The sequence below is a fragment of the Tardiphaga sp. genome (assembly GCF_044340795.1).
Classification (GTDB): Bacteria; Pseudomonadota; Alphaproteobacteria; order Rhizobiales; family Xanthobacteraceae; genus Tardiphaga.
In genome coordinates this window covers 1-17,118 of record NZ_JBIISY010000123.1, presented here as the reverse complement: position 1 = coordinate 17,118, position 17,118 = coordinate 1, and the positions used below count along the sequence as shown (strand labels likewise).

Annotated in this window: 17 protein-coding genes; 9 read left to right on the top strand and 8 right to left on the bottom strand. The window is 63.0% G+C overall.

Annotated elements, in window-relative coordinates:
• Positions 1-957: D-alanyl-D-alanine carboxypeptidase family protein (locus tag ACIQ17_RS19425; RefSeq protein ID WP_398470704.1), on the bottom strand; the 957-nt coding region annotated here is incomplete at its 3' end.
• A 391-nt stretch (positions 958-1,348) separates the two neighbouring features.
• Between ACIQ17_RS19425 and ACIQ17_RS19420 the strand changes: the two genes are divergently transcribed.
• Positions 1,349-1,684 carry a phasin family protein gene (locus tag ACIQ17_RS19420; protein ID WP_398470703.1) on the top strand — a complete coding sequence of 112 codons (336 nt, stop codon included), beginning with the start codon at positions 1,349-1,351 and terminating at the stop codon, positions 1,682-1,684.
• Positions 1,685-1,758: 74 nt separating this feature from the next.
• Here the strand turns inward: ACIQ17_RS19420 and ACIQ17_RS19415 are convergent, their stop codons facing one another.
• A complete protein-coding gene (locus tag ACIQ17_RS19415; protein WP_398470702.1) occupies positions 1,759-3,132 on the bottom strand; it encodes a pilus assembly protein TadG-related protein in 1,374 nt (457 codons plus the stop codon).
• Between the two features lie 553 nt (positions 3,133-3,685).
• Here ACIQ17_RS19415 and clpS point away from each other — a divergent pair.
• Together clpS and clpA are read left to right on the top strand one after the other, a co-directional pair.
• The gene (clpS, locus tag ACIQ17_RS19410) at positions 3,686-4,015 is read left to right on the top strand and encodes an ATP-dependent Clp protease adapter ClpS (RefSeq protein ID WP_398470706.1); all 330 of its coding nucleotides are present in this window, start codon (positions 3,686-3,688) and stop codon (positions 4,013-4,015) included.
• A gap of 282 nt (positions 4,016-4,297) precedes the next feature.
• Positions 4,298-6,694, top strand: a complete 2,397-nt coding sequence (gene clpA / locus ACIQ17_RS19405; RefSeq protein ID WP_398470701.1) for an ATP-dependent Clp protease ATP-binding subunit ClpA — start codon at positions 4,298-4,300, stop codon at positions 6,692-6,694.
• An 845-nt stretch (positions 6,695-7,539) separates the two neighbouring features.
• Here clpA and ACIQ17_RS19400 read toward each other — a convergent pair.
• Together ACIQ17_RS19400 and ACIQ17_RS19395 are read right to left on the bottom strand one after the other, a co-directional pair.
• Positions 7,540-7,875, bottom strand: coding sequence for a PilZ domain-containing protein (locus ACIQ17_RS19400; RefSeq protein WP_398470700.1), 336 nt, complete (start codon positions 7,873-7,875; stop codon positions 7,540-7,542).
• 127 nt (positions 7,876-8,002) lie between these two features.
• Positions 8,003-8,938, bottom strand: coding sequence for a glycine/sarcosine/betaine reductase selenoprotein B family protein (locus ACIQ17_RS19395; protein ID WP_398470699.1), 936 nt, complete (start codon positions 8,936-8,938; stop codon positions 8,003-8,005).
• A gap of 89 nt (positions 8,939-9,027) precedes the next feature.
• On the opposite strand from ACIQ17_RS19395, the gene ACIQ17_RS19390 reads away from it, so the two are divergent.
• The 5 genes from ACIQ17_RS19390 to tsaA all read left to right on the top strand — a co-directional run bounded on the left by ACIQ17_RS19390 (position 9,028) and on the right by tsaA (position 12,767).
• The gene (locus ACIQ17_RS19390) at positions 9,028-9,984 is read left to right on the top strand and encodes a transglycosylase SLT domain-containing protein (protein ID WP_398470698.1); all 957 of its coding nucleotides are present in this window, start codon (positions 9,028-9,030) and stop codon (positions 9,982-9,984) included.
• 85 nt (positions 9,985-10,069) lie between these two features.
• On the top strand, positions 10,070-10,804 hold the full coding sequence (locus ACIQ17_RS19385; protein ID WP_398470697.1) for an AzlC family ABC transporter permease: 735 nt from the start codon (positions 10,070-10,072) through the stop codon (positions 10,802-10,804).
• Between the two features lie 5 nt (positions 10,805-10,809).
• The gene (locus ACIQ17_RS19380) at positions 10,810-11,154 is read left to right on the top strand and encodes an AzlD domain-containing protein (protein WP_398470705.1); all 345 of its coding nucleotides are present in this window, start codon (positions 10,810-10,812) and stop codon (positions 11,152-11,154) included.
• Between the two features lie 120 nt (positions 11,155-11,274).
• On the top strand, positions 11,275-12,261 hold the full coding sequence (locus ACIQ17_RS19375) for a Bug family tripartite tricarboxylate transporter substrate binding protein (RefSeq protein WP_398470696.1): 987 nt from the start codon (positions 11,275-11,277) through the stop codon (positions 12,259-12,261).
• Positions 12,262-12,275: 14 nt separating this feature from the next.
• On the top strand, positions 12,276-12,767 hold the full coding sequence (gene tsaA / locus ACIQ17_RS19370; protein ID WP_398470695.1) for a tRNA (N6-threonylcarbamoyladenosine(37)-N6)-methyltransferase TrmO: 492 nt from the start codon (positions 12,276-12,278) through the stop codon (positions 12,765-12,767).
• A gap of 97 nt (positions 12,768-12,864) precedes the next feature.
• Here tsaA and ACIQ17_RS19365 read toward each other — a convergent pair whose 3' ends face one another.
• The 4 genes from ACIQ17_RS19365 to ACIQ17_RS19350 all read right to left on the bottom strand — a co-directional run bounded on the left by ACIQ17_RS19365 (position 12,865) and on the right by ACIQ17_RS19350 (position 15,921).
• Complete coding sequence (locus ACIQ17_RS19365; RefSeq protein ID WP_398470694.1) at positions 12,865-13,296, bottom strand: HIT domain-containing protein; 432 nt, start codon at positions 13,294-13,296, stop codon at positions 12,865-12,867.
• A gap of 50 nt (positions 13,297-13,346) precedes the next feature.
• Positions 13,347-14,591, bottom strand: coding sequence for a GNAT family N-acetyltransferase (locus ACIQ17_RS19360; protein WP_398470693.1), 1,245 nt, complete (start codon positions 14,589-14,591; stop codon positions 13,347-13,349).
• A 92-nt stretch (positions 14,592-14,683) separates the two neighbouring features.
• Entirely contained in the window at positions 14,684-15,436 is a 753-nt protein-coding gene (locus tag ACIQ17_RS19355; protein WP_398470692.1) for a glycerophosphodiester phosphodiesterase, read from the bottom strand.
• Between the two features lie 17 nt (positions 15,437-15,453).
• Positions 15,454-15,921 (bottom strand): RidA family protein, encoded by a 468-nt coding sequence (locus tag ACIQ17_RS19350; RefSeq protein WP_398470691.1) that lies wholly within the window; start codon positions 15,919-15,921, stop codon positions 15,454-15,456.
• Positions 15,922-16,177: 256 nt separating this feature from the next.
• On the opposite strand from ACIQ17_RS19350, the gene ACIQ17_RS19345 reads away from it, so the two are divergent.
• The gene (locus tag ACIQ17_RS19345; protein ID WP_398470690.1) at positions 16,178-17,053 is read left to right on the top strand and encodes a cell envelope integrity EipB family protein; all 876 of its coding nucleotides are present in this window, start codon (positions 16,178-16,180) and stop codon (positions 17,051-17,053) included.
• The last annotated feature ends 65 nt before the right edge of the window (positions 17,054-17,118 follow it).

Sequence of the window (17,118 nt, the reverse complement as noted above, 5' to 3'; positions counted from 1 at the left end):
GACTTCGGCGACCTCGGTGGCGGCTTCCGTCGGGCTGCGCTCGGTGATCGCGGCGACGGTGCGGCGGGTGGCACCCTTGTCGAGATTGTCGGCCAGCAAGGTGCGCATGGCGGCGTCACGCGAGCCGCCGCTGCGACCGCCGAGGACGACGCCGACCAGATGACGGTTGCCGCGCTTCATCGAGGAGACGAGGTTGAAGCCGGAGGCGCGGGTATAGCCGGTCTTGATGCCATCGACGCCTTCGACCGTTCCGACCAGACGATTGTGGTTGCGGATGTTGCGGCCACGGAAATTGAACGAGGCGGTGGCGAAATAGCGGTAGTAGCGCGGGAAGCGGTCCTGCACGGCGCGGCCGAGCACCGACTGGTCGCGCGCCGTGGTGACCTGCGCATCGTCGGGCAGGCCGGACGCATTGCGATACACGGTGCGGCTCATGCCGAGCGCGCGTGCCTTGCGGGTCATCAGCTTGGCGAAGTCATCTTCATCGCCGGCAATCGCTTCGGCAATCACGACGGCGGCGTCATTGGCCGAGCGGGTGACGAGGCCCTTGATGGCGTCCTCGACGCGCAGCGTCTGGCCGGGGCGAAGGCCGAGCTTGGTCGGTGACTGGGAAGCAGCGTGCTGCGAGACCGACATTTCGCTGTCGAGCGAAATCTTGCCCTGCTCGAGCTTCTCGAACAGCATGTACAGGGTCATGATCTTCGTGAGCGATGCGGGGTGGCGCAGTGCGTCCGGGTTGGTCGCCTGCAGGACGGCGCCGGAATTGGCATCGACCATGATGGTGGCGAAGGCCGGATTGTAGCTGGAAACCCTGGAGACCTGACTCTTGCTCTTGCCCTTGTGGCGGCGGCGGGCATCTGCGGTGTCGACCGTGAAGGCGACGGCAATGCCAACAGTGACAAGCCCCAGGACGCACGCACGGAGGGTGCGCGACGAAGCAAAAGTTGTGCGAAGCATGGACTTCCCCGTCAGATCGGTCTCATTCCCCCACCGGTAAGGCCAAATTATGCCCGACAACCGGAGGTTCGTCTCAGTCTTTTTGGTCGGCCTGAGCGCGCTCTCGACGGAAGGCAATTTGAATCTCGCCGTTCTGGCTAAGAGCATGTGCTCACGCGGTATTTTGGCCTCGCGGCCGGTACGCACCAATGCAGAGAATCAAAGTAGGTCGCCCGGGTTGCCAAAGCGTTAAGCAAACCTTGCCGGGCAGGGCCGCATTCACGGCAAATGCCGGCAATTGTGCGGTGCACGCAAATCTTGACCGATTTGTGCGTCGCGGGATAAATGCGGGTTGACCCATCGGGCTGGAACCTGTGTCCGCCCGCCCATGCAGTCCGGGAAAGGATTACACGTGATCAAGCTCGAAGACTTCCAGCAATACGGCCAGGAACAGTTCGCCAGCGCCATCGCCTCGGCGGCAGAGATGGGCGGCAATGCGCAGGCCATCGCCACCGCCGTCGGCGACTATGCCAAGAAGTCCATCGAGGACGGCAATGCCATGGTGACCGAACTGGCGACCGTAAAGTCGATGGAGAAGGCGATCGAGATCCAGAGCGACTACGCCCGGATCGCCTATGAGAATTTCGTCGCCGAAGGCCAGAAGATCGGCGGTCTCTATGCCGATCTCGCCAAACAGGCCTGCAAGCCGTTCGAAGGCTTCATGGCCAAGATGACGTCGGCTGCCTGAGACGCCGACGAACGCAAAGCAAAAACGCCCGGCCAGAAATGGCCGGGCGTTTTACGTGGTCGGAGCGAGCTTCCTCAGCGCGACACGCGCAATGCATTGAGAGAGTTGCCGATCGCGGCAAAGGCGGTGGCAATGCCGGCTGCGTCGGTGGTGGCAAAGAACTGGCCAGCGTCAGCGCAGTATTTGAGAACCTCATAATCCGGCCCGCCATCGGTGTTCACCTGGATGGTGTAGATGGTCGTCTTGCGCTTGCCATCGACCTGTTCGGCCCTGATGTTGTCGCAGAGGATCTTCTGCCGAGCATCGACTTCGGGCGATCGAGTGCTGCCGTTGCCATCCCATCGGTTGATCGTGTTCTCTCCGTCCGACAACAGAATGATCGCGTCGGTATATTTGTAGTTCGAGTCCTTTGCCGGTGCCGGGAACGGATCGGTGCCGGTCTGCAGCGTCCACCAGGCCCAGGCCATGCCGATCGGCTGGTTGGTGCCGCCGCCATCATCGAGTGCGTCGATCTTGTCCTTCAGCGTCTGCACGTTGTTGCTGCCATAGGCCGACGTCATGCCGAGGATGGGTTCGGGGCAGGTGCTGTATTGGTAGGCGGGAAAGCGTGTCGCTGCTGACGTTGCTGCCGTATTCGTGGTGTCGTTAGGCTTGTCGCGATCGGTAACGCAGCCGTTCCAGCTGTTGCGGCTTGTCGCATACCAGTAATAACCGGCATTGCTGCAGTCGGTCTTGGTGCCGTACCTGCTTTTGCTGCAGTATCCGGCCGTATCGTCATAGACGTCCCACTTCAGCCAGCTGGCGTTCCTGTTGCTGGAGCCGACATTGACCATCTGCGCGAATGGCACGATCGAGATGTAGACATCTTCGGTCATGCGGGACGATTTGCTCAGCGTATCGATCAGGTTCTTGGCGGCATCCTGCATCGCCTTCAATTTTCCCTTCTGGCCCATCGAGCCCGTGACATCGAGCGCCATGGCGATGCGCATGCGCGTGGAGCCCCACGTCGTCGTGGAGCCGCCGACGATGCCCATTTGCGGGAAGCCGACCATCCGCATGAAATTGGTGTCGACGGCGCCGGAGCCGGTCACGGTGACCGTCGAGCCATCCTTCGTATTGGTCGTGTATTTCGCGGTGACGATAATCGGGCCCGACAAGTTGCTGGTGTAGAGCGCGTTGAAATAGTTGGTCGCCTTTGTCGAGATTTCGGCGGCCGACATGGTCGGATTGGAGCCGAGATCCTTCGACACCATGAGCGCCGCCGAATCCAGCGCGACCTTCATGGATGATCGCGCCGCAGTCGTCCGCGAGTAGTCGATGGCTGCGCCCACGAAGCCCAGGAGAGGCACCAGCGCGACGGCAAAAATCATCGCCACATTGCCGCGCTCGTCGCGGGTGAACCGCCGAGCTGCGCGTGACGCCTGGTCTGAAATTGAACGGGAGAACATGGTGACCGCCAAAATGGTTTGATGGCGGCTATTTCGCGGGACGTGGCTAAACGGGTGGTAAAGGTCTCCGCGGAAAATCGGTAAAAGGCGGTGTATCGGTAGCCCGGGACGCGCCTGTTCGGTATCATCGTCAACAGCGGTTAAACCGCAGATGCAGCACCTCGATGCAATTGCGCAGGATCCATTAACCGTCCGCCGGGGCGTGTGTGGATAGCAGGCTTGGGACGTGCCCGAGACCTCCACGGTTGCGGAATGCCGCGCTGGCGCCCATATCGGCTCTGCCAGTTCGGTCTCGGCCGGGCGCCGGAAAGGCCAATTTGGCTGGATCCGGTGCGGCAACAGTGTGGCGACGATCCCGGTTGCCCATTGATGAGGCTAACGGGACGCAATTCCGGGGACTTCGGCCCGTCCGGGCTGGTCAATCCCCGCCGGGGACACCTATACAGACGTCATGGTTCAAGCAGTTCCAACATCCACGCCCGACGGCAGCCGGCCGCCCGTCACCCGGACGCAGCAGGCAGGTGCCGGCGCGCCGCGTGCCATCACGCGCGCCATGGCTGACGACGACAACCGCACGGGCGGCCAGGGGCCGTCGACCTCGGTCATCACCAAGACCAAGCCGAAGACCAAGCGGCCCAATCTTTATCGCGTGCTGATCCTCAATGACGATTACACGCCGATGGAATTCGTCGTTCACGTGCTGGAGAAGTTTTTCCAGAAGGACGTGGAAGCGGCGACGCAGATCATGCTGCATGTCCATCACCATGGCATCGGCGAGTGCGGCGTGTTCACCTACGAGATTGCCGAAACCAAAGTGACGCAGGTGATGGATTTCGCGCGCAAGCATCAGCATCCCCTGCAATGCGTGATGGAAAAGAAATAACGCGGCACCGGCATGCGCAACAGCGCGCGGATTGCACCTATTCCAAGCTGAGCCGGGCAGGGCGCCTGACAGCCATACGGCAGCACAAAGCTGCGCCCGCTTGCACATCCATCACCCGCAGCGTGCCATGAAACGGCGCGCAGCGATACCGAATGACGGTGCCAGAGGTTAAGCACCGGAACCGGCCTTTCGCCACGATCGTTCCGCACTATATGCAGAAAGGTTCTTGTTGCCTGCGAGGGCAACGATGGCCATGATGGTGGGGGCCAAAGAGGACGCGGAATGCCAACTTTTTCTCAAAGCCTAGAACAATCGCTGCACCGGGCGCTTTCGATCGCGAATGAGCGCCATCACCAGTATGCGACGCTGGAACATCTTCTGCTGTCGCTGGTGGATGACTCTGACGCAGCAGCGGTGATGCGGGCCTGCAGTGTCGATCTCGACAAGCTGCGCGGCAGTCTGGTCAATTATCTCGAAACCGAATTCGAAAACCTGGTGACGGATGGCAGCGATGACGCCAAGCCGACCGCCGGTTTCCAGCGCGTGATCCAGCGCGCGGTCATTCATGTGCAGTCGTCCGGTCGCGAGGAAGTGACCGGCGCCAATGTGCTGATCGCGATCTTCGCCGAACGCGAGAGCCATGCCGCCTATTTCCTGCAGGAGCAGGACATGACGCGCTACGACGCGGTCAATTACATCAGCCATGGCATCGCCAAGCGTCCGGGTGTGTCCGAAGCGCGGCCGGTGCGCGGCGTCGATGAAGAGACCGAGACCAAGGGCGGCGACGAGGCCAAGAAGAAGGGCGAGGCGCTCGAGACCTATTGCGTCAATCTCAACAAGAAGGCCAAGGACGGCAAGATCGATCCGGTGATCGGACGCAATTCCGAGATCAACCGTGCGATCCAGGTGCTGTGCCGCCGGCAGAAGAACAACCCGCTGTTCGTCGGCGAAGCCGGCGTCGGCAAGACGGCGATCGCCGAAGGCCTGGCCAAGCGCATTGTCGATGCCGATGTGCCGGAAGTGCTGTCGGCGGCCACCGTGTTCTCGCTGGACATGGGCACGCTGCTTGCGGGCACGCGCTATCGCGGCGATTTCGAGGAGCGCCTCAAGCAGGTGCTGAAGGAACTCGAGTCGCATCCCAATGCGATCCTGTTCATCGACGAAATCCACACGGTGATCGGTGCCGGCGCCACCTCGGGCGGCGCCATGGATGCATCGAACCTGCTCAAGCCGGCACTGGCTTCGGGCGGCATCCGCTGCATGGGCTCGACCACCTACAAGGAATATCGCCAGCATTTCGAGAAGGACCGCGCGCTGGTGCGGCGCTTCCAGAAAATCGACGTCAACGAGCCGACGGTTGATGACGCGATCCTGATCCTCAAGGGCCTCAAGCCTTACTTCGAGGATTATCACAAGCTGAAATACACCAACGAGGCCATCGAGGCTGCTGTGCAGCTGTCGTCGCGCTACATCCATGACCGCAAGCTGCCGGACAAGGCGATCGACGTGATCGACGAATCCGGTGCGGCGCAGATGCTGGTGACCGAGAGCAAGCGCAAGAAGACCATCGGCATCAAGGAAATCGAAACCACCATCGCGACCATGGCGCGCATCCCGCCGAAGAGCGTGTCGAAGGACGATGCCGAGACGCTGAAGCATCTCGAAGCGACCCTGAAGCGCGTGGTGTTCGGCCAGGACAAGGCCATCGAGGCGTTGTCCGCATCGATCAAGCTGGCGCGTGCCGGCCTCCGCGAACCGGAGAAGCCGATCGGCTCCTACCTTTTCTCGGGTCCGACCGGCGTCGGCAAGACCGAAGTGGCGAAGCAGCTCGCATCGTCGCTGGGTGTCGAGCTGATCCGCTTCGACATGTCCGAATATATGGAGCGGCACACGGTGTCGCGCCTGATCGGCGCGCCTCCCGGCTATGTCGGCTTCGATCAGGGCGGCCTGCTTACCGATGGCGTGGACCAGCATCCGCATTGCGTGGTGCTGCTCGACGAAATCGAGAAAGCGCATCCGGATCTCTACAACGTGCTCTTGCAGGTGATGGATCACGGCCGGCTCACCGACCACAACGGCAAGCAGGTCAACTTCCGCAACGTCATCTTGATCATGACGACCAATGCGGGCGCGGCGGATCTCGCCCGTCAGGCCTTCGGCTTCACCCGCAGCAAGCGGGAAGGCGATGACCATGAGGCGATTAACCGCCAGTTCGCGCCGGAATTCCGCAACCGTCTCGACGCCATCGTGTCGTTCGGTCATCTGAATGCGGATGTCATCGGCATGGTGGTGGAGAAGTTCGTGCTGCAGCTGGAAGCCCAGCTGGCAGACCGCGACGTCACCATCGAGCTGTCCGAGCCCGCCAAGGCCTGGCTGATCCAGCATGGCTATGACGAGCAGATGGGTGCGCGCCCGATGGGCCGCGTGATCCAGGAGCACATCAAGAAGCCGCTCGCGGAAGAACTGCTGTTCGGCGAACTCAAGAATGGCGGCCATGTCCGCGTCGTCCTGAAGAAGGGCGAGGAGGTTCTTGGTGTCGAGCAGGAAGCGATCGGTTTCGAATTCGTCGATGGCCCGATGACACCTAAGCCTGAAAAGCTGCCCGCCAAGCGCGGCGGCGCGAAGAAGTCGAAGCCTGGCAAGGGCTCGGGCTCTTCGAAGGGACTGGTGAAGGCGTAAGCTCTTCAGGCGAGTGATATGGAAAAGGCCGGCGAGTGATCGCCGGCCTTTTTGTTTGGCGACGTCCCTCATGGTGAGGAGGCGCGACTTGTCCGCCGTAGCTCGAAGAGCGCGAGGCACTCTTCGAGATCACCGCAGCAGCGCTACGCGCGGCTCCCGCGGTCATGGAATAACAGTGCTCGCAAAGCTATGCCCCACCAGAGCGCCCCCCCCCTTGCTCCCAGCCGCAAGTTGCGCTCACATGACAGATGGGCCTGGGAGACTTTCTTTTGCGCATACTGTTTTGGGCGGCTGCTGCCGCGATCCTCTTCGCATCGCCATCGTTCGCCGAACCTGGCGCCACCGGCGGCGACTTAGGGCAGGTCGATAAAACTCTGTCTGGCGCGTCGCTCGTGGCAGCAAAACCGGTTCCAATGGCTCAGCCGAAACAAAAGCCGCGGCAACAAGCATCCAAACGCGAGACCACGCCTCCGCCTCAAGCCCCACCGCGCCAAGCCGCGCAACCATCTCGAATTTCTCAACAGCGGGCGGCGCTGGCTGGAGAGACTTGTTCCTCCATACAGAGCACATGCTTGGCTGCCTGCGCGAACTGCCAGCAGGAATGTCTCAGTCACCGAAACACATGCATCCGAACTGGGACATGGCAAGGCAGCGTGTGGACCATTTCAGGAGTGGCGCGCCAATGAGGCTAGCTTTGGGCAGTTATGAAATGGGGATTCCCTCGTTAGCCGAGCCATCTGCGCGCTCCCGAATAACAAGCGAGGAAGTGCCAAATTTGCGGTCGTCATTTGAGACGCGCGCTGTGCGCGCTCCTCCGATAAGGGGAGCGTGTGAGGCGCAACCGGTTATTTCCCCAGCAGCCGCTGAATTTCGATTTGCAGTTCGCGCTTCTTTGCTTCGCTCTTGCGCACGCGTGCGTCGAGGTCGGAGACGGGGGTCTCGTTGAACGACACGCCCACCACATTGCCCTTCATCCACATGATGTCGGCCGAGACCGGGCGGCCGTCGCGCTCGATCGTCAGCGACATCTGCTCTTTCAGCGGGCGGTGACCGAGCGGGAATTCGACGCGCGCGCCGGCTTCGGAAATGTCGCGGACGACGCATTCCTTGGCCTTCTGGTCCTTCGACGCCGTGGCGCCGAAAATCACCTTGTCGCGCGGCTGTTTGCGACGGTCGTCCATGTCCTGAAATCCCCGTTGTGACGGGCGGACTCTACGCGGTTCCATGCGCCGGGGAAGGCTCCCGGCCGGGCCGTGCGAAGTTAACGTAAATCAAGTTTAAGACCGGCCGCCGAAAACCCGCCATAATTCAGGCCGCGGTCTCCCGCAGCCCCTTGGCGATCTCCTTCTGCTTGTCGAATTCGGCGCGGCGGCGGCCCAGCTCCTCTTCGCTCAGCAGGGCGACATTGTTGTAATCGTTCTTCCACGCCGGATCCTGCGCCCAGCGCAGTGGGGACTGCATGGTCGTCTGTGGCCCGACGGCGGATTCCAGCAGCCGCAGGGCCAGCTCCAGCGTCAGCGCCTGGGAGGCCTTGTCATGCGGCTTGCCGGCGGCATTGCCGAGCGGGAAATCGCTGAACAGGAAGCGGGGCACGCCGACATGTTCGACAATGTCCTTGGCACAGCCCATCACCACGGTGGGGATGCCATTGGCTTCCAGATGTCGCGCGACGATGCTGACGGTCTGGTGGCAGACCGGGCAGTTCGGGACGAGGACGGCAGCGTCGATGCCGTCGGCCTGCGCGCGCGCGAGGATCTCCGGCGCATCGGTGTCGATCGTCACGCGGTGGCTGCGATTTGTGGGGGCGCCGAAGAAGCGGGGGGCGACTTCGCCGATGCGCCCCTGGGCTGCGGCCTGTTTCAGCGCGGGCAGGGGAAACCAGGCGCCGCTGTCATCGGCCTTGGTATGCACGCGGTCATAGGCGATGTGGGAGATGCGCAGGTCGTGGCTCTGCGACGTATCGCCGTCATAGACCTGATAGAACTTTGCGCCGCCATTATAGATCGCGCCGGGGCCCTGATCGCCATTGGCGGGATTGTAGGGCGCGGCGGTGGTAATGATGGCGACGCGCGATTGTGCCAGCGGCTTCTTCAGCGACTGGAACGGGGCATCCACATTGTGCGCCCAGCGATAGGGCGCGTCATAGCCGAGTGCGCGGTAATAGGCGCGGGTGCGTGCCATGTACTGGATCGGCACATCGTCCTGCGCGGCGCGGTCCGGGGCCGCGTTCGGAATATCGCTCATGGTTTTCGCTCCCGTATCCGCCTTATTTCATTCATAGCTAGCCCGTTGGAAACGACTGTTCAAGGCGCGGAACCTGCGCAGGGCCCTGCATGACGCGATGGATCACGGGAACGATAACGGCCATTGCGATGCTGCTGGCGGTCGCCGCTTGTGCCGACGAATTGCCGGTCAGCGAACTGGCAAAACCCGGCGCCGACCGCATGCTGCCGATCCGGCCGCAGCCGTCCGACCCGGCGAAGGACTCTAATGCCCGCGAGGCGATGTGCCTGATGATCGAGTCGGCAGCGCGCGCCAATGATCTGCCGCTGGAATTCTTTGCCCGCGTGATCTGGCAGGAGAGCCGCTTCCAGCCCAATGCTTTGGGGCCTGTAACACGCAGTGGCGCCCGCGCGCAGGGCATCGCGCAATTCATGCCGGGCACCGCCGCCGAGCGACGGCTGCTCGATCCCTTCGATCCCGTGCAGGCGCTGCCGAAATCTGCCGAATTCCTGCGCGAGCTGCGTGACCAGTTCGGCAATCTCGGACTGGCGGCTGCTGCCTATAATGCCGGCCCGCGCCGCGTGCAGGAATGGCTCGACGGCACGGGCTATATGCCCGGCGAGACACGCAACTACGTCTCCGCCATCACCGGCGCGACGGTGGAGGACTGGCAATCCGCCGGCCGCAACGGCAAGGCGCCATCGCGTCCGCAGACGTCGAGCTGCCGCGAGCTGATGGCGCTGCTCCGGCGTGCGCCCAATCCGTTCGTCGAGCAACTCGAGGTGCGCGTCAAACTCGGCGAGGCCAAGCCTTGGGGCGTGCAGCTGTCCGCCGGCTTCAACCGCGATCGTGCGTTAATGCAATATGCGCGGGCGATGACGCGGCTGCGCGCGGTCGTAGGTGATCACGATCCGAACCTCGTGCGTTCGATCTTCCGCAGCCGCGGCACGCGACCGTTCTATCAGGTGCGGATCGGCGCCCAGACGCGCGAGGAAGCGAACGGCCTGTGCACCCAGATCCACAAGGCGGGGCAGGCCTGTCTCGTGCTGCGTAACCGGGGCGCGTGAGGCCGCCATGCGCGGCGTGCTCTTGACCGGCACGGCATTCGGCAGCCAATGAGCGTCGGGATCAATCGGACAGAAACGAACCATCGTGGCGTTACCGGCACTGGACTCACCGCATTGGCAGGGAACGGCTTCGGCGTTTCTCCATGGCCTGCGGTCGGTCGGCACGACGATCCTGACGGCGGTGTTGTTCGCCACCTATGTCGGTATCGGCGCGCTCGCGCATGACACCCATTTCAGCCTGTTCTGGGCGCTGTTCAGCACGCTGCTGATCTGGGCCGGCCCCGCGCAGATTATCCTGCTGGCGGCGCTCGGCTCCGGCGCCACGGCCATTCAGGCAGCCATCGCCGTGGGCGTCAGCGGCATTCGCCTGTTTCCCATGGTGGTGTCGGTGCTGCCGATGCTGCGGACGCCGGAGACGAAGAAGCGGCAGCTGATCCTGCCATCGCATTTCATCGCGGTGACGCTGTGGGTGGAGTGTTTCCGTTTGCTGCCGCAGGTGCCGCGCGAGCGGCGCATCGCGTTCGTCAACGGGCTCGGCACCGGTCTCGTCATCACATGCCTGACGGCGACATGGATCGGCTATCATCTCGCTGCCAATCTGCCGCCGCTGTTCGGCGCGGCAATCCTGCTGCTGACGCCACTGGCCTTCCTGCTCTCCACCGCGCGCAACTGCAAGAAGCTTCCGGACGTCGTCGCGCTGGTGCTCGGTCTCGCGCTGTTTCCCATCGTGTCGCTGTTCAATACCGGCGTCGATATCCTGATCTCCGGCATCTCTGCCGGCACCATCGCCTATGGCGTGCATCGCTGGAGGCGCAAGTGAGCGAGTTGCAGACCTTTATCGGCGACTGGCATGCGCTCGTCATCCTCGTGCTGGCCGGCTTCCTGCCAAATGAAGTCTGGCGGATGCTGGGCCTCTGGCTCGGCGGCGGCATCGATGAAGAAGCCGACATCCTGGTCTGGGTGAGGGCAGTGGCGACTGCGATCCTCGCCGGTGTCATTGCGCAGATCCTGGTGTTTCCGCCGGGCGCGCTCGCCACCGTGCCGGCACCGTTGCGCTATGGCTCGGTGCTGTTCGGACTGCTGGTTTTTCTCGGCGTCAAGCGCTCGATCTTCGCCGGCGTGCTGTGCGGCGAGCTGATGATGGTCGGCGGCAAGTACTGGTTGGGATGATGTGTTTCCGTAGGGCGGATTACGGCCTCGCCTAATTCGCCCTACGGCTGGCGCTCTTGTGCGACTACGCAAACGCGATACTCTCTCTTCAAGCAAAACAAGAATGCCCTGGGAGAAACCATGACCTCGCGCCTGCGCTCCGCGCTGCTATCAACCGTCATCATCGCGGCCACAGCCATCGCTGCACCGCTCGCCCGCGCAGCGGAATATCCGACCCGTGCCATCAAGCTCGTGGTGCCCTATGCGGCAGGCGGGCCGACCGACGTGCTGGGCCGCCTGGTTGCCGACTATCTCGGTCGCGACCTCAAGCAGACCACGGTGGTGGAGAACAAGCCGGGCGCGCAGGGCGCCATCGCGGCCGAGATGGTGTCGCGTGCAGATCCCGACGGCTACACGCTGTTCGTCACGGCTGCGTCGATCATGGTGCTCAATTCGCTGCTCTACAAGAAGCTGCCATACGATCCGCAGAAGGATCTGCGCATGCTCACGGTGGTCACCGATCTGCCCGTCGTGATGGAGGTGCATCCGTCGGTGCCGGCGAAGACGGTGAAGGAATTCGTCGCCTATGCGAAGGCCAATCCGGGCAAGCTCAATTTCGGCTCGGCCGGGACGGGCGGCACGATCCATCTGGCGGGCGAGATGTTCAAGCAGATCGCCGGCGTCGAGATGACCCATGTGCCGTACAAGGGCGCGGGACCTGCGCTGACCGATCTCTTGTCGGGCAATATCCAGGTGATGTTCGACACGCTGTCCACGGCGCTGCCGCCGGTGAAGGGCGGGCTGCTGCGTCCGCTCGGCGTGTCGTCGAAGGAGCGCAGCCCCGATCTGCCGGATGTGCCCACCGTGATCGAGAGCGGCTATCCCGATTATCAGGTCGGCGTGTGGTTCGGGCTGGCTGGCTCGTCAAAGTTGCCGGACGAGGTGGTGACAAAAGTCATGGCCAGCATGGACAAGGCGCTGAATGATCCGGTCTTCCGCGCCTCGCTGGAGAAAATCGGCTTTCCCGTGCTGAAACCGAAGACCGTCGCCGAGATCAATCAATTCGTTGACGAGGACCGCGCGCGGTGGTCGAAAGTCATCAAGGCGATGAATATCTCGCTGGATTGATCAAGGGATGCATCATGGTTCGTGAAAGTGAAATCCGCGCCGGCGAAGTCGTCGTCGAGGCACCGAAACCGAACCATGCCGGCCTCGTCTATATCGGCCGCATCCGCACTCCCTGGACGTCGCGGCTGGAAACGCCGCGGCAGGGCCGGCATGACGGGCCGGTGTGCCGGCTCGAGATTTTCGAGCCATGGGTGGCCGGGCTGAAGGATCTCGAACTCTACAAGACGCTCGAGGTGCTCTACTGGCTGCATCTGTCGCGCCGCGACCTCGTGCTGCAGAGCCCGAAGAATGACGGCACGGCGCGCGGCATCTTCTCGCTGCGCACGCCGGTGCGGCCGAACCCGATCGGCACGTCGCTGGTGAAGTTTGTGGGGATCGAGGGATCGACGGTGCTGGTGCGCGGGCTGGATTGTCTCGACGAGACGCCGCTGCTCGACATCAAACCGGACCGCTGCGAATTCACGCCGCTGGCGCCGCCGCAGCCGGGGGATTTTCAGACGGAGTGAGGACGTAGCCCGGATGAAGCGCAGCGCAATCCGGGATTCAGTGCCTCAGCAACTCGCCGGTCCCCGGATTACACTGCGCTCCATCCGGGCTACAAGGTCACCCCAGCGCCTTCAGCGCCGCGATCAGCTTCGCCGCATTCTCTTCCAGCACTTTCGCATCTTCCTTGACGCTCGCGGCCGGCAGCAGCGCGGTGCCTTCGAAGCGCGGCATCACATGCATGTGCAGGTGGAACACCACCTGACCGCCGGCGGCTTCGGAATATTGCGCGACGGTCATGCCGTCGGCACTGAACGCCTGCTTCGCGGCAGCAGCGATCCTGTGCGCGGCGCGGACCACATGGGCGTAATCCTCCGGCAGGATGTCGAAGATGTTGCGCGCAGCCGCCTTGGGGATCACCAGCGTATGGCCGGGCGAGCGCGGCATGATGTCGAGGAAGGCGAGAACGTGGTCGTTCTCATAGACCTTCACGCAGGGCAGCTCGCCGCGCAGGATTTTGGCGAAGATATTGTTGTTGTCATACGCGACCATGGAATCCTCCCGAAATTGCGCGGCGAATGTCGCCGCCGGGGCCGCCGGGGTCAAGACGCCGGGTCGCCCTTGCGGAACGGGCCGAGCTCAGCCAGTTCGCGGCCGGCTTCCGCGACATAGCTGCGCTCGCGTTTGAGATAATCCGCGACCGCTGCGCGAAACCCGCGATCCCGGATGTAATGGGCGGAGTAGGTGGTCTGCGGGAGATAGCCGCGGGCGATCTTGTGCTCGCCCTGGGCGCCGGCCTCGACGGTCTTCAGCTTGCGGCGGATCGCAAAATCGATCGCCTGATAATAGCAGACCTCGAAATGCAGGAACGGGTGATGCTCGATGGCGCCCCAATGGCGGCCGAACAGCGTGTCCGAGCCGATGAAATTGATGGCGCCGGCGATGAACTTGCCATCGCGCCGGGCCATGATCAGCGCCACGTCATCGGCCATGGTCTCGCCGATCTGGGCGTAGAATTCGCGGGTGAGGTAGGGCCGGCCCCACTTCCGCGAGCCCGTCTCCATGTAGAAATCGAAGAAGGCATCCCAGGCTTCCTCGGTGATGTCGCTGCCGGTGAGCGCCTCGATGGTGATGCCGGCGGCGACGGCATCGCGGCGCTCGCGCTTGATCGCCTTGCGGTGGCGCGAGTTCAGCGTGGCGAGGAAGTCGTCGAAGGTTTCATAGCCGGGATTGTGGAAATGAAACTGCTGGTCGGTGCGCTGGAGAAAGCCGCGCCCGGCGAGAAATTTCCATTCGTCCTCGCGGGCGAAGGTGACATGGACCGACGAGGCGTCCGTTGCCTCGGCGAGGCCGATGAGGCCACCGGCCAGCGCCTCGCTCACGCGCTCCACATCGACGCCGTCGCGGATCAGCAGGCGCGGTCCGGTGGCCGGGGTGAAGGGAACCGAGGCCTGCAGCTTCGGATAATAATCGCCGCCGGCGCGCTCATAGGCGTCGGCCCAGCCGCGGTCGAAGACATATTCGCCCTGGGAATGGGATTTCAGATAGCAGGGCACGATGCCGACGATCATGCCGTCCTGCTTGGCGAGCAGGTGCCGGGGTCCCCAGCCGGTCCGCGCGCAAGCTGAATTCGATGTCTCAACTGCGCTCAGAAAGGCGTGCGAAACGAAGGGGTTATAGGGAGATGGTGAAGTTGAGTTGACAGTGCTTGAGAGCGTGTCGAGATCAGCCAAGTCGTTGGCCAATGCCTGACCCGCCACGGCGCGTCCGGTCGCGCAGGCGTCCCATTCCGCTTGCGGTACCTGGCTGATCGATCCGACTGCTTCGAGGGTAATGTCCGATGTCATCAATCACTTGAACCGGTCATGTGCGATCAGCGCGGCGACCTCGCGTTTCAATTGGGCACTTCGTGTCGCACTTCAAGTCCCCTGGATGTTGGTCAAGGTTCCGGGACGAAACCTTCAAACGTCATCTGGTCCGCCCAGCGCTGGGTAATGGCACGCTGTTCCGGTGTGCGCACCGTCCAGGTGATCAGTGCGCAGCCGAACAGGTTGCGGGCGATCCAGGGTGCCGGGGCGGGCAGCTGCTTCACCCAGTAGGAAACGAAATGCGGGCGGGTGCGGAAGGCGTGGCGGAGATGCAGCATGCCGTCGCGCTGGGCCCTTGTCAGCGTCAGCCACTCGCCATCGTCATAGCTACGCTGGGCGGTGATGCCACGGGGGATCTCGGGTGCGATCTCGCGCATGGCGAGCACCTGATCGGGATCGAACGACATCCAGGCAGCCGGGCCGCGATAGGTCTTGAGCAATTCGGCCGTACGGCGAACCAGCTGGCGGTCGCCGTCAAAATGACTCTTGATCTCGATGACGAGACCGACGCGGCCATCCACCAGCGCGAGGAGATCGCCCAGCGACATCATCCGTTCGGGCGTGTCCTTGAAGGTGACGGCCTTCAGCTCGGCGGCAGTCCTGGCGAGGAGGGGGCCGGAGCCTTCGGTGAGGCGGCCGAGGTCATCATCGTGATGGACCATCGCCTCGCCATCGGCAGAGAGCTGGACATCCACCTCGATGGAGAAATTGCCTGCGATGGCCGCGTGCATTGCGCCGGGCATGTTCTCGATGATGCCACGGGCGCGGTCGTGCAGGCCGCGATGCGCGACCGGGCGGGCGATCAGCCAGTCAGGTGCGCGCATCGGGTTGGGTCCTGAGATCAGGCGACTTCGAACACCGCATCGACCTCGACGGCGCAATCGGCCGGCAGCGAGGCGACGCCGACAGCGGCGCGGGAGTGGCGGCCCTTGTCACCGAAAGCGGCGACCATCAGGTCCGAGGCGCCGTTGATCACCTTCGGCGAGTCGATGAAGTCCGGGGTGGCATTGACGAAGCCGCCGAGGCGGACGACACGCGCCACCTTGTCGAGATCGCCGAGCGCAGCCTTGACCTGCGCGAGGATATTGACCGCACAACCCTTGGCGGCGGCGACGCCGTCTTCCAGGCTGACATTGCCGCCCAGCTTGCCCTTGGCGATCAGCTTGCCATCGGCGCCGAGGCAGATCTGGCCGGAGACGAACAGCAGGTTACCGGTGCGCACGAAGCCCACATAATTGGCCACCGGGCTGACCGGCTCATGAAGGGTGATCCCCAATTCTGCGAGTTTTTGCTCGACTGCACCTGGCATACGAAATTCCCCAAAGCTTGACGTTAGGCCCGAACCAATTCTGAACCGTCCGGGCGCGATTGTTTCCCCTATCGTGTCCGCCCATGCAAGTGACGTTCGGACGACGCCTGATGCGCCTTCGGCCATCCGGCTCCCGCCACATTCCCTGCGAAATATGGCATTCCGCAGGTTGCAGCCGGGCGCATCCCCAGCGGCCCTAGTTGCGGCGCAATGGGGCGCTCTTTATGGTCACGGTTCCATCATACAGGACGACTCCATGCGCCGCACTGCTCTGATCTCGCGCTCCCAGGTTGCCTCTCTGGCTGTTAGCGCGGCCCTGTTGATCGCGCCGGCCCTGAGCCATGCAGCGGCGCCGGGATCGACGGTGCCGTTTCTCGCGCATCAGGCGTTGTATGAACTCAAGCTCAGCAAATCGCGCGGCAATGCCAATGTGAATGCCGCCGAGGGCCGCATTCTCTACAACTTCACCGGCAGTTCATGCGAGGGTTACTCGTCGGATTTCCGTCAGGTCTCCGAACTCAACAGCGGCGAGAACAAGACGACGCTGAGCGACCTGCGCTCGACCAGCTGGGAAGCGGGCGACGGCAAGAGCTATCGCTTCAAGATCGACACCCAGATGAATGACAGCGATCCCAGCAAGATCGACGGCATCGCCGAGCGCGAGGGTGACCACATCAATGTCAAGCTGACGCTGCCGGCGAAAAAGACCATCAAGCTCGACGGCGACATCGTGTTTCCCACCGAGCAGATCCACCGCATCATTGCCGCGGCGAAGGAAGGCAAGTCGGTGCTCGAACTGAATGTGTTCGATGGCTCGGACACCGGCGAGAAGGTCTACAGCACGCTGACGGTGATCGGGCAGGCGATCCCCGCCGACCGCAAGATCGCGGAGCCGGATCCGTCCACGGCCGACGACACGATGAAGGCCATGAAGCGCTGGCCGGTGACGGTGAGCTATTACGACAAGTCGGCCAGGGCGAGCGATGGCGGCGAACAGACACCGGTCTATGCGATGTCGTTCGAATTGTATGAGAACGGCGTCTCGCGCGCGCTGGCGCTGGACTACAACGATTTCGTCATCGCGGGTGCGATGAGCAAGCTGATGGTGAAAGAGACCAAGGCTTGTAAGTAATGTCTGTCATCCCGGCGAAAGTCGGGATCCATAGACACCGAGGTTGTGGTTAGAACGCGGTCATC